Origin of the sequence: Glaciimonas sp. PCH181, assembly GCF_003056055.1 — a bacterium.
Lineage (GTDB): Bacteria > Pseudomonadota > Gammaproteobacteria > Burkholderiales > Burkholderiaceae_D > Glaciimonas.
In genome coordinates, this window is record NZ_PYFP01000001.1 from 517,172 (window position 1) to 532,885 (window position 15,714).

Below are 15,714 nucleotides of genomic sequence, written 5' to 3' on the forward strand. Positions count from 1 at the left end.
TTCATGCTACATTATCACACTTCAATCCCAGAAGAGGCTGGAATATACGGGTGCCAAGGGCGCTTGCCAGTCAACAAGGGTACGTAAGAGTCCAGAGAGGTCCGCTGTGGTGTTGCCACACTATCGCTGCTTCCGGGGACAGTAAGCTATCAGTCAATACTATACAAAGGTGCATCGTTTAGCGCCCGACGTTAGGAATTTTCTGTGGCATTGCAGTTATTCGAAAGTACACTTTTCCTCGTTGTGATGCTGGTACAACGCACTAAGTCGGATACGAATTATGATCTCTCGCACTTTTAGCATCCAACAATCAAAAAATAGCCCACCTAGCCGGTTTTTGTTTAACCGTGCGCGCACATCGCTGGCGCTGGTTCTGCTACTAGCAGGCTGTGCCGTCGGCCCCGATTTCAAGGCCCCGACAGCGCCTCAAAGCGGTGATAGCTACACGCCATCGCCAGTACCGCAACAGACCGAGGCAGTTCCGGTGTCTGACCCGGGTGCTCCAAGCGCGGGATTGGAGCAACATTTTGCCGCCGGTCAGGATATTCCGGCGCAATGGTGGTCGCTATTCCATTCCGTTCCGCTGGATCAGATGATTCGCGATGCCTTAAAGCGCAGCCCTAGTATGGCGTCTGCGCAGGCGGCCTTGCGTCAGGTACAAGAAAATCTGCGTGCCGAAACCGGCAGCCTGCTGTATCCCAGCGTTGGCGGTCAACTCGGTGCCAATCGTGAAAAAGTCAATGCCACCAGCGGTGTTGGCGCTGGCATTTTCAATTTGTACAGCGCGTCGGTGAACGTCTCTTATTCGGTCGACGTATTCGGCGGTAATCGTCGTCAGTTAGAAGGTTTGCAGGCTAGCGTTGATTTTCAACAGTTTCAATTAGAAGCAACGTATTTAACCCTAACCTCGAATCTGGTCACGACGGCGATTCAAGAAGCATCGTTGCGTGCGCAGTTGCAAGCAACCCATGAGATATTGGATGCGCAGGAAAAACAGTTATCAGTGATCGAGAAACAGCTCAATCTTGGTGCTATTCCCCGTTCAACCGTTCTGCTTCAGCGCAATACCGTTGCCCAAACGCGGGCGACGTTGCCACCGCTAGAAAAAGCGTTATCCCAGACACGGCATCAGTTGTCGGTCTACGCTGGCAAGTTGCCGAATGAAGCAGGACTTCCAGAGTTCGATTTAGCTTCGTTGCAATTGCCGCAAGAATTGCCGGTGTCGCTGCCGTCGCTTTTGGTGCGCCAAAGACCTGACATCCGTGCCAGTGAGGCCACATTTCATCAGGCCAGCGCTCAGGTCGGTGTCGCTACCGCCAATCTCTATCCTCAAATCAATCTGACCGGCAGCTATGGCACGTCTGCTACCGAAGTGCATAACTTATTTACGCCAGCCGCAGTAGTGTGGAGTCTGGCAGCAGGACTTACCCAACCGATCTTCAATGGCGGTGCGTTGACGGCCAAACGGCGTGCAGCGGTTGCTGCCTACGATAAGGCCGCAGCGGATTACCGCTCGACCGTGCTGACGGCATTTCAGAATGTGGCAGACAGTTTGCGTGCGCTGGAGTTCGACGCGTCAACCCTTAAGCAACAAGCCGAAGTGGAAGCGTTATCGCGTGAATCGCTCAATCTCAGCACCCAACAATTTAAGCTAGGCGCGATCAGCTATCTGACGTTGCTGGATGCGCAGCGTACTTATCAACAAGCCCGAGTCAGTTTAGTCAAGGCACAGGCTGCACGCTATGCCGATAGTGCCGCACTGTTTCAGGCCATGGGCGGCGGTTGGTGGAATCGGCAATCGTTGGCGCAAGCGTCTACCGCTGCAACGTTGCCCGTACCGCTATCTGCAAGTGAAGATTGATCGATCTTCAGCGTTTTGTTTGCCATTAAAAAATCTGTAGTCCACATCTGAACATAGAACGGTAAGGGGTATTCATGACGAAACGCATGCTCATTATGCTGGGAGGGGTGGTCTTACTGATCGCCTTACTCGCTTTAGGGTTTTTTCTGCACATCCGTAAATTGATTGCCAGTGCGCCCAAGCAGGGCGCTCAGACGGTATCGGCAACAACGATCAAGAAAGTTGAATGGCAACCGCATTTGTCCTCGGTCGGAACGCTGGTCGCAGTGCGCGGTGTCGATGTGACTAGCGAAATTGCTGGCTTGGTGCGCACCATCAATTTCAAGTCAGGTGACGATGTCAAAGCCGGGCAATTGCTGGTGCAACTGAACGCTGACTCTGATGTTGCACAATTGCGCGCATTGGAAGCGAACGCCGAGCTAGCCGCCACGGTACTCCAGCGCGATAAAGCGCAATTCGCAGTGCAGGCGATCAGTCAGGCGCAGATCGATAGCGATGCCGCCGATCTGAAAAGCAAACGCGCATTAGGCGCCCAGCAAGCTGCTACGGTGGAAAAGAAAACTATTCGCGCACCGTTTGCCGGCAAGCTCGGCATTACCACGGTCAACCCGGGCCAATATCTGAATCCAGGCGATAAGATCGTCACGTTGCAGACGATAGACCCGATTTATGTCGACTTCTATATCCCGCAAAAACAACTTGGTGGCTTGCAGGTTGGTCAAGTATTGAATCTGACGAACGATGCTTATGCAGGTACTACCTTCACAGGCAAGGTTACCGCTATCAGCTCAAAAGTCGACCCGACCACCCGTAACGTGCAGGTTGAGGCGACCGTTGCCAATCCAAAACGCCAGCTATTGCCGGGCATGTTTTCGGACGTGAATGTCGAAGTCGGCGGTAAAAAAATGTATCTGACGCTGCCGCAAACCGCGATTACCTATAACCCGTATGGCTCTACAGTGTTTGTCGTTAAGCCATTTGAGGAAAAACCAGCAGCAAAAGGTGCCGTTAAAGATGAAAAAGCGGCCGCGAACGGACCTAAAAAAGGTGATCTTGTGGTCCAGCAAGTATTTGTGACGACAGGCGAAACACGCGGTGATCAGGTCGCGATTCTGACCGGATTAGCAGAAGGCCAGCAAGTCGTCACCAGTGGGCAGATTAAGTTGAAGAATGGTACTGCGGTGGTCATCAGCAATACGGTCGAGCCGCTAAACAACCCGAACCCGACTCCACAAGAGCACTAAGTCATGAACTTCACCGATATCTTTATCCGCCGGCCAGTTCTGGCGATGGTGGTGAGCTTGCTCCTGGTGGTGCTGGGATTACGCTCGCTGTTTAGTTTGCCGATCAATCAATATCCAAAGACGCAGAACGCCGTTGTTACTATTTCGACGACTTACTACGGTGCCGATGCGCAAACGGTAGCGGGCTTTATTACGCAGCCGCTGGAATCCGCGATTGCGCAAGCGCAGGGGATTGATTATTTATCGTCTTCCAGCAGCAGTGGTGTATCCACCATTACTGCTACTTTGCGTCTGAACTATGACGCGAATCGGGCGCTGACGGAAATTAATACCCAGGTTAGCTCGGTCAAGAACCAGTTGCCAGCGCAGGCCCAGCAGCCGGTGTTGACGGTACAGACCGGGCAAACGACGGATGCGATGTATCTGGGGTTTTATAGCAAGACTTTACCGACAAACAACGTTACCGATTTTCTGAGTCGGGTGGTGAAGCCGAAGCTGGATTCGGTAGAAGGCGTACAGACCGCCGAACTGCTTGGGGCGCGTCAGTTTGCGCTGCGTGCATGGCTGGACTCATCCAAGATGGCCGCCTATGGCGTGACGGCTGCGGATGTCAGCACGGCATTGGGGAATAACAATTATCTGGCGGCGCTTGGTTCAAGCAAAGGCCAAATGGTGACTGTGCCTTTGACGGCGGGCACGGATTTACATTCTGTAGACGAATTCAAAAAATTGGTGGTCAAAAACAGCGGCGATTCTATCGTTCGACTGGAAGATCTGGCGACCGTCTCGCTGGGATCAGAAAATTATGATTTTAACGTCGCCTTCAGTGGCGTGCGGTCTGTTTTCATCGGGATTAAGGTTGCACCGGATGCGAACATTCTGGACGTCGCCAAGCGCGTGCGTGCCGAGTTCCCAGAGATTCAGTCACAATTGCCAAACGGACTAACCGGCGAAATTGTGTATGACTCGACCGAGTTCATTAACACCTCAATTACAGAAGTTATCAAGACGTTAGTCGAAGCGCTGCTGATTGTGACCATCGTCATCTTCCTGTTTTTGGGCAGTTTCCGTGCTGTTATCGTGCCGATTATTGCGATGCCGCTGTCGCTGATCGGGACGTTTTTCGTGATGCTGGCGCTGGGCTATTCGATCAATTTGCTGACGTTGCTGGCGATTGTGTTGGCAATCGGGCTGGTGGTCGATGATGCGATTATCGTGGTGGAAAACGTTGATCGCCACATGAAAGAAGGCAAATCGCCGATGGAAGCCTCGCTGCTCGGCGCACGCGAACTTGGCAGCCCCATTCTGGCGATGACGGTGGTGTTGATTGCGGTGTATGTGCCGATTGGTTTTCAAGGCGGTCTGACTGGTGCGCTGTTTACCGAATTTGCATTTACACTGGCTGGCGCAGTGGCGGTATCTGGCATCGTGGCGTTGACGTTGTCGCCAATGATGTGTTCGCGGTTTTTCCGGCCAGAGCAGGATACTGGCCGGTTTGTTAAAGCCATCGATCGCGTATTCGAAAAGGTGCATCACACTTATCAACGTACCTTGCATGCCTTGCTGGATACATGGCCGGTATTGATTGTGATGGCGGCAATATTGATGGTTGTTCTGGGCTTGATGTTTAAGATGTCGCAGTCAGAACTCGCACCCGAAGAAGATCAGGGCATCGTGTTGTCGCAGGTAGTTGGTGCGCCGACCGCAACGTCAGATCAGATGCAGACCTACGCCGATCAGGTTTTCAAGACGGCTAAAGCGGCACCTGAATATGCACAGATGTTCCAGATCACTGGCGTGCCGACTGTGAATGCTGGTATTGGTGGTGTTCTGCTGAAATCCTGGGGCGATCGGGTGCGCAGTGCCAAGCAAATTCAACAGGATTTGCAAGCGCAGTGGAATAAGATTGCCGGTGCACGGGTAGCAGCGTTCCAGTTTCCGGCATTGCCGGGGTCGTCCGGATTGCCGGTGCAGTTTGTGATTACGACGACGGAGCCTTTTGAAAATCTGAATACGATTGCGCAGGCGGTTCTGGATAAGGCACGCGCTTCTGGTAAATTTTATTTCATCGATACCGATTTGAAGATCGATAAACCGCAAGCAACTGTGGTGGTGGATCGTGACAAGATTGCGGCGCTGGGCATGACGCAGCAGAGTGTCGGTAGCGCGTTGGGCGCGGCGCTGGGTGGTGGTTATGTGAATTACTTCTCGATTGCCGGGCGTTCTTATAAAGTTATTCCGCAGGTGCTGCAGGTGGATCGTTTGAATCCGTCTGAGGTGTTGAATTTCTATATCAAGACGCCGAGTGGTTCGATGATTCCTGCTAGCACGGTTGCGCATATCAAGTACGACGTGGTGCCAGAGTCGATTAATCGTTTTCAGCAGCTTAATTCGGTGACGCTGTCGGGGGTTTCGGGTTCTTCGCAGGGCGATGTGCTGGACTTTATGCGCGCTACGGTCAAAGAGGTCGCGCCGAGCGGCTATACGGTGGATTATTCGGGGCAATCGCGCCAGTTCGTTCAGGAGTCCGGTGGATTCGTGGTGACGATGTTGTTTGCGGTGGTGATTGTGTTTCTGGCACTGGCAGCACAGTTTGAAAGTTTCCGTGATCCGATTGTGATTTTGGTGTCGGTGCCATTGGCGTTATTTGGCGCAACGATGTTTATTTTCCTTGGTTTTGCTTCTATCAATATTTATACCGAGGTTGGGTTGGTGACGTTGATGGGGCTGATTAGTAAACATGGGATTTTGATTGTTGAGGTGGCTAATCAATTGCAGAAAGCCGGCAAGAGCAAACGGGAAGCGATTGAAGAGGCATCTGCCGTGCGGTTGCGGCCTATTTTGATGACTACTGCGGCGATGGTGTTTGGGGTGTTGCCGCTGGTGATTGCGTCCGGTGCCGGTGCGGCTGGACGACATGCCATGGGGTTGGTGATCTTTACTGGGTTGTCTATTGGGACTTTGTTCACTTTGTTTGTGGTACCGGCCATGTATTTGTTCCTTGCGCATGATCATCAGGCTGCTGCGGCTAAGAAGGGAGCTGCCGGAGATAGGTTGGTGGCTGAGTGATTGGTTGCGGGTTTTGGTAATTGAAACGGGTGGTTGTTCTCTGTGGCTAGTTTGTCGGGCTACCCTTGACAAAGCCTCTACGGAGAACAATCTGTTTCAATTACAACCAAACCAACCCGAACCAAATTAACCCAAATCAATCCAATCGAATACTAACCTGTTCTCAAAGGACAGGAGTATTCTAGCAACTCACCATCAACGAAATTCTCCTACTAATCCATGCTCAGCTGCCACAAAATCAGCTGTTTTTTTGAAGGAGTTCGCCATGCCAGTCCCACACCAGTACCAAATCCCGACCCCAAAGAAGTCCGTCGCGATCATCCGTCCAAACATCCAATTTTTATTCCATACATTCCTAATGATGATCGCCATGCTAATGGCAACCTCAGCCCTGGCCGCCGATAAGGGCAACAGCACCAACTTAACTGATGCCAAAGCCGCCTATCAGAAGCAACGCACAGCCTGCCTAAACGGCACCTCAAACGAAGATCGCGCCACCTGCCTGCGTGAAGCCGGGGCTGCCCTCGAAGCCGCCCGTAAAGGTCAACTAAACGATACGCAGGCAGAGTATAAAAAGAACAGACTAGACCGCTGCAACGCATTACCGGAACGCGATCGTCCCGATTGCCTTCAACGGATGAAAGCTGATGGTGTAGTAGAGGGAAGTGCAGAATCCGGCGGGATATTAAGAGAAAGCGTAACAACCGAAGTAGGCCCACCAGTGGTAATCGTGCCCGGCGGCAAATAACGCCCCGGCAGAGCAATCATTGGCTTAATCGATTAGCCCACAACAAAAATGCTGCGCAACCCAATCGGTCGTGCAGCATTTTTTATACTCAAGATTCTTCAGAAGCAGGTACGTAAGGCTGTACCGCAATCGCCTCACCATAAACACTAAACTCCCTCGCAATAGCCATTGATTTAACCCCAAGCATCAGCAAAGCATCATACGTATCATCAAACTCAATCTGCAATTCACGCGTCACGGAAGAAGGTTTCTCTGACGATGCCACCAAACTTCCATCCGACTCTTTATACAAATTCACACGCAATACAATATCGCCACGATTATCGGCAGGCCCGATAACGGCTTTAGTGCTCTCTGCCGCAATACCATACTGCTCCAACCCATGCGTCAATTCAGACATCATCTGCAGCATAAAATACTCTGCAATGCCGCGTTCTTTTCCGCCATGAAATAAATCCTGATACAGAAAATTCACATCAACTTCGCGTCCATCCGTGACAAGACATTGCTTTACCAACGGCGCAACCTGCTCAGTCCACTCCTGAAAACGTTTTTCCCGCACATCGAAATAAGCATCTGCGGCAGCATCATCTTCCGGCACATGATAAAAAGCATCATCAGCAGTCTTCAACGTAAAGCCCAGCAAAAACCGTAACTCCACGGCCTCATCGGTCGGCGCAAATTGGCTTTCCGGCCAGCCCTTAAAGCTACTATCGATTGCCGCAGTCGGCGCACCTCGCTTGTCGCTCATTGACGCAAATGCATCACGCACCATCGCGTTGAGATGGCTGAAAGTAATGCTGTCAATTTCATCCAGATGATAGGCATAGCTCACCAGTACAACTGTGGCGTCCGGACTTTCCAATTCTGCCTTCTGCAAGCTTTGGGTCAGCAAGTCAAATGCGTCTTGATCCTGAAAGGATTGCGCACTCTGAAGGCCACCCACGGTCCGTACAAATACAGGAATCAGAAACGCATTAATCTCAACCGTAATGCCTTCATCGCGGCGTATCAACACCACTTCTGCGGCCTCTTCGATACGCGCCTTTAATACTTGATAGACCGCGCTATCCGCGTGTTTTAAGCGATCTAGTGACTCATACAAAACATCATCTTTCTTCTGATGCAGACTCTTTTTGATGATCTTGTAGATTTCGCGTTCCTGTTCTTTTTGCGCATCGCTCAAGGCGGTCTGCGCGTCAGAATCTTCCTGCTCGGCGAGATCGATGGATAGATCGCATAACTGCTGCACCAGCGCATCTTGGATATCCTCGGCGGATGGCGCAGATTTTCTTGGTGCTGGTCGCTTGTTTTTTGGCATGATTTCTAATGTAATTATGTGAAGCTAGTGGCGGATTATTGCGCAATGCAGGCAACAAAATGGGGGACACGAACATGTGTATGCGCGTGATTATCCCTTAACGAGGCAATTTTAGGAGGAAAGCAGAGGGCTGAATCAGCTTGATTGTCTTGAAATAGGTCAAAAACGCATCTATTTTGCATTCTGAGCAGAGCTTTCATTTTCTTTTGAGTAATGCAGTGCTAGAATTTTCGCTCTATCAACCTATAGAGTGAGTCACCAAATGAATAAAAATGAATTGATTGACAGTATTGCAGGAGATTGTGAGCTCTCAAAAGCAGCCGCCAAACGCGCTGTGGACTCTTTGATTGCCAACGTTATCAAAGCGGTAAAGAAGGGCGACTCTGTACAGTTGATCGGTTTCGGTACATTCGGCAGCGGCAAGCGCGCCGCCCGCACAGGCCGTAATCCACGTACCGGCGAAGCGATCAAAATCAAAGCCGCGACTACCGTCAAATTTACTGCCGGTAAAGCATTTAAAGATGCGGTTAACGGTGCTAAAAAGAAGAAATAATATTTTCGCGCTTGAGCAATAAAAAAATGGAGGGTGTGCCGGATTTTGTGTAAACGGAATTTTGTTTAAATCGGTGTCATCCGTTCTTCAAACTGGATTGTGAAGCGGTTGAGTGCCCCTTTCCAGTCCCGTAATGGCATCGTCCATTTCTTGCTGATGTTGTTGAGCGCCAGATAAAAAAGTTTGCTGACGGCCTCATCAGTGGGAAATGAACTGCGGGTTTTGATGATTTTGCGCAGACTCATATTAATCGATTCGATGGCGTTGGTGGTGTAAATGACCTTGCGGATTTCAGGTGGGTAGTCGAAGAACGGCGTAATCCGCGCCCAGTTACGGCGCCATGACAAACTGATCGCCTGGTAGTCCTTATCCCATTTGGATTCAAATTCGGTGAGCATGATGTCGGCCTCATCGATGGTCGCTGCGGTGTAAATACGCTTGAGATCGGCAGCGACTTCCTTGCGCATTTTCCAGGAGACGAAATTCAAACTGTTGCGCACCATATGCACAATGCATAATTGAACGGTCGCCTTCGGATACACCACTTCGATGGCTTCAGGGAAACCTTTTAATCCATCGACACACGCAATAAAAATATCCTGCACGCCGCGATTCTTCAGTTCCGTCACGACACTAAGCCAGAACTTGGCACCTTCCGTCTGCGCAATCCACAGTCCCAGAACTTCCTTGTTGCCTTCTCTATTCACGCCGATGGCAAGGTAGACGGCCTTGGTACGTACCGTGCCGGTGTCGCGCACTTTGACGTGAATACAGTCGAGATACAGAATCGGATACAAGGCATCGAGCGGTCTGGCCTGCCAGATCTTGACCTCTTCGCTTACCGCATCGGTCACTGACGAGATCAGACTGGGCGATACTTCGGCACCATAAATTTCTTCCAGGTGGCTCTGAATCTCTCTGACCGTCAGACCACGGGCGTAAAGCGAGATGATCTTGTCGTCAAAGCCAGTCCATCGGGTCTGATGCTTGCTGACGATTTGCGGGGCAAAGGCACCTTGGCGGTCCCGGGGAATATCCAGGGAGAGCGCACCAAAATCGCCTTTGAGCGTCTTGAGGCTGTGACCATTACGGGTGTTGGACGTGTCGTTCGTGACTGAACTACTTTTGTCGTGACCCAGATGATCAGTCATTTCGACTTCCAAAGCACGTTCAACGAGCATCTTGGTGAGCTGTTTGAGCAAACCGTTTTCGCCAATCAGGTCTTCAGGTTTCTTGTAATTGGCAAGCAGGCTATCCGCCAGCTTCACCAGTTCAGGATCGGGCTTAACCCGCTCGCTTCGTTTTATGTAGGCCATTTTTTTCCTCTATGGTGGCAGTGTCCTGCCAAATGACCGTTTACACAAAGCTTAATACACCCTCAAAAAATGGCGAACTTCGGTTCGCCATTTTTATGTCTGCATCCTGGTATTCCTACATTCAGCGATTAGCTCAGATGCTTAAACTTGAGATGATGTCGTCGGCCAGATAATTGATCGGCGGCGAGTTACTTTTGCTGCTTCTGACCAGCACAATGTCAAGCGGTGCAATGGCTGTAAATCCGTCCTCTATACCGAGCCTCTTCAAATGCGCCGGTATGCTGCAATTGGCTAATGCGGCCACCGCCAAACCGGCATCTACCATTGCCAGAATACCCGCCAGACTGGTGCTGCTAAATGTTGTGCTGACAGATTGATTACCGCTGGCAAGCGCTGCCAGCACGTTGTTACGGGCCACCGAACCGACTTCATACAGTGCAACAGGCAAGGGCGATTTATGCCATACCCCATGCTTGGCGGAGGCGACCCACGTCATCGGTTCGCGCCGTATCAGCGTGCCGTTCAAGCCTTCACTTTTGGTTACGAACGCAAGATCGACGCTGCCTTTTTTTATCATCGGTGCCAGCAGGGTGCTTTGCGCACATATGAGCTCTATTTCCACACGCGGAAACATGGTGGAAAACCGCTCTAATAACGGCGTCAAAAGCGATGACATATAGTCGTCCGGCGCGCCTAACACGACGCGTCCTTCCAGTTTTTGGGTCAGGAGGGCGGCGATGGCTTCATTTTCGATTTGCAACATCCTGCGCGCAAACGGCAGCAATGTTTCTCCGGCGATGGTTAGTGTGATGCGCCGGGTATGCCGCACGAACAGTTTTTGGCCTAGCGTCTGTTCTAGCTTCATTATTTGCATGCTGACCGCAGATTGCGAGCGATTGACCGCCTCGGATGCCGCAATAAAACTGGCATGTTCAGCGGCGGCAACGAACGTTCGCAATTGCCCCATATTGAGTTCGGGAAGTGTCATGGTTCAATAAATCGAATGAATAAGGTAAATTTTATTCGATTGTACAATTTATTGACTAGTCGCATCATGCTTGGTCTATCGCTGTTTTTTCCTCTGTAAAGTGTGTTCATGCCGCAATTTTCTGAATCAATCCCCGTTTCAACAACGACGCAAGCGCCGAGTAAAGCGCTGCCCATCATTTGCTTGCTGATCGCGATGGCCTCATTGCAAGGCGGCGCGGCGTTGGCCAAAAGCTTATTTTCTGAGATCGGCGCAGAAGGCGTCACGGCGCTGCGTATCGGGTTCGCTGCGATTTTTTTATGTGTGATCTATCGCCCTTGGCGGAGACCTTTGCATCTGATCGTCTGGCGTCCGATACTAGTTTATGGGACAGCGTTAGGGTGCATGAATCTGGCGTTTTATATGTCTTTAAAAACGATTCCCTTAGGTCCGGCAGTGGCTATCGAATTTAGCGGACCGTTGGCTGTCGCGATTTTTTACTCCCGTCGCCCAGCTGATTTGATATGGCTTGCGCTGGCGATTTTTGGCCTGTATTTGTTGCTGCCATTCGGTCAGCTATCGGCGGGGCTGGATATCACCGGGGTCTTGCTGGCATTGTTCGCGGGTGTTTGCTGGGCAGTTTATATCGTCGCAGGAAAGAAGGCGGGCGATGCAAACGGTCGGATGAGCGTGCCACTTGGCTCACTGGTCGCAGCAATGTTCATCTTCCCAATCGGATTGATTCATGCTGGAACCGGACTATTCTCGTTGGCGATTCTGCCAACCGCGCTGTTAGTCGGAATTTTTTCATCGACTCTGCCGTACAGCCTTGAAATGGTGGCGTTAACTAAACTGCCATCAAAAACCTTCAGCACATTTATGAGCCTGGAGCCTGCATTGGGTGCTGTGTGTGGTTATTTGTTTTTAAAAGAAGGATTGACGACCTCGCAGGGCATTGCAGTGCTGTGTATTATCGTCAGCTCGATTGGGATTACGAGCGCAATTGGTAAAGATCGCTCGTAAGTTTTGATATCTGACGTGGGGTGTCAGGGAGTTTTTCCCGAAAAATTTTTGCGTGGCTCAATGCCTTTAGCTGCGCATGTTTTAAGAAACACTTGCAAAGAAATAGCCCCTTCATGGCGCAGGCCTTTTACGTCGCCAGCGTAAAAATCCGCGCCGCCGTTAAGGCCAATAAATTCGCCGCGAAACAAATCCAGTTCAGAGTCGAAGACAGTAACGGCTTGATGACCGTCGATATTCATGGTGTTAATCATGGTGTCACTTCATTTTCATCAAGCCATTTTCTGATTGATGCAATCGTACCTTTATCAACGTCAGATGAAGGAAGAGGGCGGCGCATCACTTTGACCTGCAAAAAGAACAATTGCTACCCGAGACCCTTTAGCCTCAGAAGGTTCAGCATTCATCGCTTATATAGGGTGGGAAGCGCCGTGTGTACCAGCGTATCCAATGGGGAGTGAAATACGGTCCAGCATTATGCGGGAATATCTGCATTAATCTCAAAACGTTGCGCTGCATCGCCCTATATGGCTTCGCATGCTGCCTCCTCAATCCAGCGTGCGTCGATAAAAACGCACCGCAACAACCATCACCAGAACGGTAAATAGCATGAGTGGCCAGATGCTGGGCCACAGATCTACCAAGCCATTTCCTTTTAGCAAAATGCCACGTATCAAACGGTTGAAGTACGTCAGTGGCAGCAGGTTGCCGATGAACTGCGCCCACTTTGGCATGCCTTGAAAAGGAAACATAAAGCCCGATAGCAGTATGTTGGGAAGGAAATAGAACATTGTCAGTTGCATCGCCTGCAACTGATTTTGCGCAAGGGACGAGAGTGTGATGCCGACGGTCAGGCTGGCGGCAATAAATAGCAGTGCGGCGAGGTAAATCGCGATCAGACTACCGGCGAACGGTATATGAAACATAAAGTGCGCGCCCAACAAAATAATCGTGGCTTGCAACAGTCCAATCGCGATGTAAGGCATGATTTTGCCGGTGATGACCTCGATCGGCGTAACCGGCGTGGCCAGCAGATTTTCCATCGTGCCGCGCTCCCGTTCACGGGTCATGGCAAGCCCGGTCATCATGACCAGCGTCATTGACAGGACGACGCCCATCAGTCCCGGCACGACGTTGTATTGGCTGATGCCTTCTGGGTTATATAGCCGGTGTACTTGCACGTCGAAGGCAGGGTTGCCGCTGCTGAATTTTGCCAGCGCACCTTTCAAGTCCTTGTCGCTGACCGATTGCACTAAGGCCGGTAACGCTGCCAATGCTAAGGAGGTGGCTGTGGGGTCGGTTGCATCGGCCTCGACTAATAAGGCCGGGCGCTCCCCGCGTAACAGATCACGTGAGAAATTGGCGGGGATGTTCAGGACGAACAGCACTTTTCCCTGCGCCAGCGCGGTGCGACCAGCTTCTTCGTTTGGCAGTTCGCTGACGATGTCGAAATAATCGGATGCTTTCATCGCGGCGATGAAAGTACGCGTGAATTCGCTATGATCTGCGGCGATGACGGCGGTCGGCATGTGCTTGGGATCGCTATTGATTGCGTAGCCGAATAACAGCATTTGCATGATCGGAATCACCGTAATCATGCGCAAAGTAACGGGGTCTCGCATGAGTTGTAAAAACTCTTTACGTACGATGCTCCACCACCGAGATAACGAGAAACTGCTGATGCTGCGTCTGGCTCGCATCATGCTGTGCCTCCGAAATTGTCGGTGGAATGCTTCATCATGTAGATGAACACGTCTTCTAAACTAGTCGCGATAGGTTCCATGCGCAGGTCCTGCCCCTGCGTCAGCCGACGCAGCGTATTTTCGAGTTGCGCACCGTCTTTGCCGCAGACATGCAAAGACGTGCCGAATGCGACCGTCTGATCGACGCCGGGTTGGTCGCGTAATTTTTGCGAGAGTGCGACCAGATTGGTGCCGTGCACAGTCCATGTGCTGAGATGCTGCGCTGCGACAATCTCTGCGGCGGTGCCTTGCACTAACAATTGGCCGTAGGCGAGGTAAGCCAGTTTGTGGCAGCGCTCAGCTTCATCCATGTAATGCGTGCTGACCAGAACGCTGATACCTTGCGCTGCCAGCGTATGTAATTCTTCCCAAAAATCGCGCCGTGCGCTGGGATCGACCCCGGCGGTAGGTTCGTCTAGCAGTAACAGTTGCGGCTCATGCAGCATGCAGGCGGCCAGCGCCAGTCGTTGTTTCCAGCCACCCGAGAGCGAGCCTGCCAGTTGTTTGGCGCGGCTGGTCAGGCCAAGTTTCTCCAATGAGCGATCAACCGCTTCTTTGCGGTTTTTCATGGCATATACGCGGGCGACAAAATCCAGATTTTCTCGGATACTCAGATCGTCCCAATAAGAGAATTTCTGCGTCATATAGCCAACGCGCTGCTTGATCTGAGCACTTTCACGAATGATGTCAAAGCCAAGGCATGCACCGCGCCCAGAGTCGGGCGTCAGCAAACCGCACATCATCCGAATCGTGGTGGTTTTGCCACTGCCGTTTGGGCCAAGAAAGCCAAAAATTTCGCCCGGTCGAACTTGCAACGAAAGATCTTTTACAACGTGTTTATCACCGAAATGTTTATTAATGCGATCAACATCGATCACTAAATCAGCGTTGGCATTTTTGTTTTGCGCTTCTGCGTCGCCGCTGGCGGCGCTCATGGCAGGCTCACTTCCAGCGGTTGCCCGGGATGTAGTTTGGGCGCGTCCGTCATCGAGGGGTGGGCTTCGATCATGTAAACCAGTTTGGCGCGCGATTCATTGCTATAGATAATCGACGGGGTGAATTCGGCATCGGTGGCGATGTAGGAGATGGACGCTGGCAAATCAGCTGGGCAGCCATCGCAATACAGTGTGACGGTTTGATTAAGCTTCAGTTTGCCGAGTACCGGTTCCGGTACAAAAAAGCGTATTTTGACGTTTTCTGGCGGCAGCATGCGTACTACCGGATTACCGGCAGCGACCCATTCGCCTTCGCGATACAGTGTGTCGAAGACTAATCCTGTACGGGTTGCGCTGACTGTTTTCTGGTCTAGACGCCATTCGGCCTGTGCCAGCGCTGCTTGCGAGGCGGCGACCTGTTCTTGCTGGGCGCGGATTTGCGCGTCGCGGTTAGGCAGGCGGTCGACTGCTAACTGGCTTTGCCACTGACGGACTTGCGCTGCGGTGGTTTCTGCGGTCGCGCGCGAATCATCGAGTTGTTGTTTGGCGATGCCGCCTACTTGGAACTGGCTTTCGTCACGCGCCAATTGCACCTGCGCTTTTTTTGCCATCGCCTGCGCTTGCAATAATTGGGCTTGGGTGACGCTGATTTCTTGAGGACGTTTGCCGCTTTGGATATCGGTCAGTTGCGCCTCGGCTGATTGTAGTTGGCGCAGCGCTTGCTGTCGTGCCGCTGTTTCATCACCGGACTCAAGCGCGAACAGGGCGGCACCAACGCTTACTTGCTGGCCGCGTGCAACCGATAAACGATCGAGTCGGCCGGATTGCGATGCAGAAATGGTGACGTATTCACCTTCCACGTAGCCTTGCCAGACATTCTCGCGTGGTTTTGAGCAGGCTGCCAGCAACAGCGAACTCGACATCATTATCAGCGTAAG

13 protein-coding genes are annotated in these 15,714 nt (G+C 51.6%); 6 read left to right on the top strand and 7 right to left on the bottom strand.

Annotated elements, in window-relative coordinates; translation table 11 throughout:
* The first annotated feature begins 280 nt into the window (after positions 1–280).
* The 4 genes from C7W93_RS02245 to C7W93_RS02260 all read left to right on the top strand — a co-directional run bounded on the left by C7W93_RS02245 (position 281) and on the right by C7W93_RS02260 (position 6,922).
* Positions 281–1,861 carry an efflux transporter outer membrane subunit gene (locus C7W93_RS02245; protein WP_108438551.1) on the top strand — a complete coding sequence of 527 codons (1,581 nt, stop codon included), beginning with the start codon at positions 281–283 and terminating at the stop codon, positions 1,859–1,861.
* Positions 1,862–1,935: 74 nt separating this feature from the next.
* Positions 1,936–3,105, top strand: coding sequence for an efflux RND transporter periplasmic adaptor subunit (locus tag C7W93_RS02250; RefSeq protein WP_108438552.1), 1,170 nt, complete (start codon positions 1,936–1,938; stop codon positions 3,103–3,105).
* Between the two features lie 3 nt (positions 3,106–3,108).
* Positions 3,109–6,174 (top strand): efflux RND transporter permease subunit, encoded by a 3,066-nt coding sequence (locus C7W93_RS02255; RefSeq protein ID WP_108438553.1) that lies wholly within the window; start codon positions 3,109–3,111, stop codon positions 6,172–6,174.
* 265 nt (positions 6,175–6,439) lie between these two features.
* Positions 6,440–6,922, top strand: a complete 483-nt coding sequence (locus tag C7W93_RS02260) for a hypothetical protein (protein ID WP_108438554.1) — start codon at positions 6,440–6,442, stop codon at positions 6,920–6,922.
* Between the two features lie 88 nt (positions 6,923–7,010).
* On the opposite strand, the gene C7W93_RS02265 is transcribed toward C7W93_RS02260, so the two are convergent.
* Positions 7,011–8,243 carry a DUF2863 family protein gene (locus C7W93_RS02265; protein ID WP_108438555.1) on the bottom strand — a complete coding sequence of 411 codons (1,233 nt, stop codon included), beginning with the start codon at positions 8,241–8,243 and terminating at the stop codon, positions 7,011–7,013.
* Positions 8,244–8,505: 262 nt separating this feature from the next.
* Between C7W93_RS02265 and C7W93_RS02270 the strand changes: the two genes are divergently transcribed.
* Positions 8,506–8,796, top strand: coding sequence for an HU family DNA-binding protein (locus C7W93_RS02270; protein ID WP_108438556.1), 291 nt, complete (start codon positions 8,506–8,508; stop codon positions 8,794–8,796).
* 65 nt (positions 8,797–8,861) lie between these two features.
* Here the strand turns inward: C7W93_RS02270 and C7W93_RS02275 are convergent, their stop codons facing one another.
* Both C7W93_RS02275 and C7W93_RS02280 read right to left on the bottom strand, forming a co-directional pair.
* Complete coding sequence (locus C7W93_RS02275) at positions 8,862–10,112, bottom strand: IS256 family transposase (RefSeq protein ID WP_108438557.1); 1,251 nt, start codon at positions 10,110–10,112, stop codon at positions 8,862–8,864.
* Positions 10,113–10,245: 133 nt separating this feature from the next.
* Entirely contained in the window at positions 10,246–11,100 is an 855-nt protein-coding gene (locus tag C7W93_RS02280; RefSeq protein WP_108438558.1) for a LysR family transcriptional regulator, read from the bottom strand.
* A 195-nt stretch (positions 11,101–11,295) separates the two neighbouring features.
* Between C7W93_RS02280 and C7W93_RS02285 the strand changes: the two genes are divergently transcribed.
* Positions 11,296–12,102 (top strand): EamA family transporter, encoded by an 807-nt coding sequence (locus C7W93_RS02285; RefSeq protein ID WP_201747217.1) that lies wholly within the window; start codon positions 11,296–11,298, stop codon positions 12,100–12,102.
* A gap of 23 nt (positions 12,103–12,125) precedes the next feature.
* Here C7W93_RS02285 and C7W93_RS02290 read toward each other — a convergent pair whose 3' ends face one another.
* From C7W93_RS02290 to C7W93_RS02305, 4 genes are all read right to left on the bottom strand, one after another.
* Positions 12,126–12,353: a type II toxin-antitoxin system HicB family antitoxin gene (locus C7W93_RS02290; protein ID WP_108438560.1), complete on the bottom strand. Its 228-nt coding sequence runs from the start codon at positions 12,351–12,353 to the stop codon at positions 12,126–12,128.
* Positions 12,354–12,647: 294 nt separating this feature from the next.
* Positions 12,648–13,799 carry an ABC transporter permease gene (locus C7W93_RS02295; RefSeq protein ID WP_108440437.1) on the bottom strand — a complete coding sequence of 384 codons (1,152 nt, stop codon included), beginning with the start codon at positions 13,797–13,799 and terminating at the stop codon, positions 12,648–12,650.
* Positions 13,799–14,776: an ABC transporter ATP-binding protein gene (locus tag C7W93_RS02300; protein ID WP_108438561.1), complete on the bottom strand. Its 978-nt coding sequence runs from the start codon at positions 14,774–14,776 to the stop codon at positions 13,799–13,801. The genes C7W93_RS02295 and C7W93_RS02300 overlap by 1 nt, the downstream gene beginning before the upstream one ends.
* On the bottom strand, positions 14,773–15,702 hold the full coding sequence (locus tag C7W93_RS02305; RefSeq protein WP_108438562.1) for an HlyD family secretion protein: 930 nt from the start codon (positions 15,700–15,702) through the stop codon (positions 14,773–14,775). Before C7W93_RS02305 ends, C7W93_RS02300 begins: the two co-directional genes overlap by 4 nt.
* Positions 15,703–15,714: the final 12 nt, after the last annotated feature.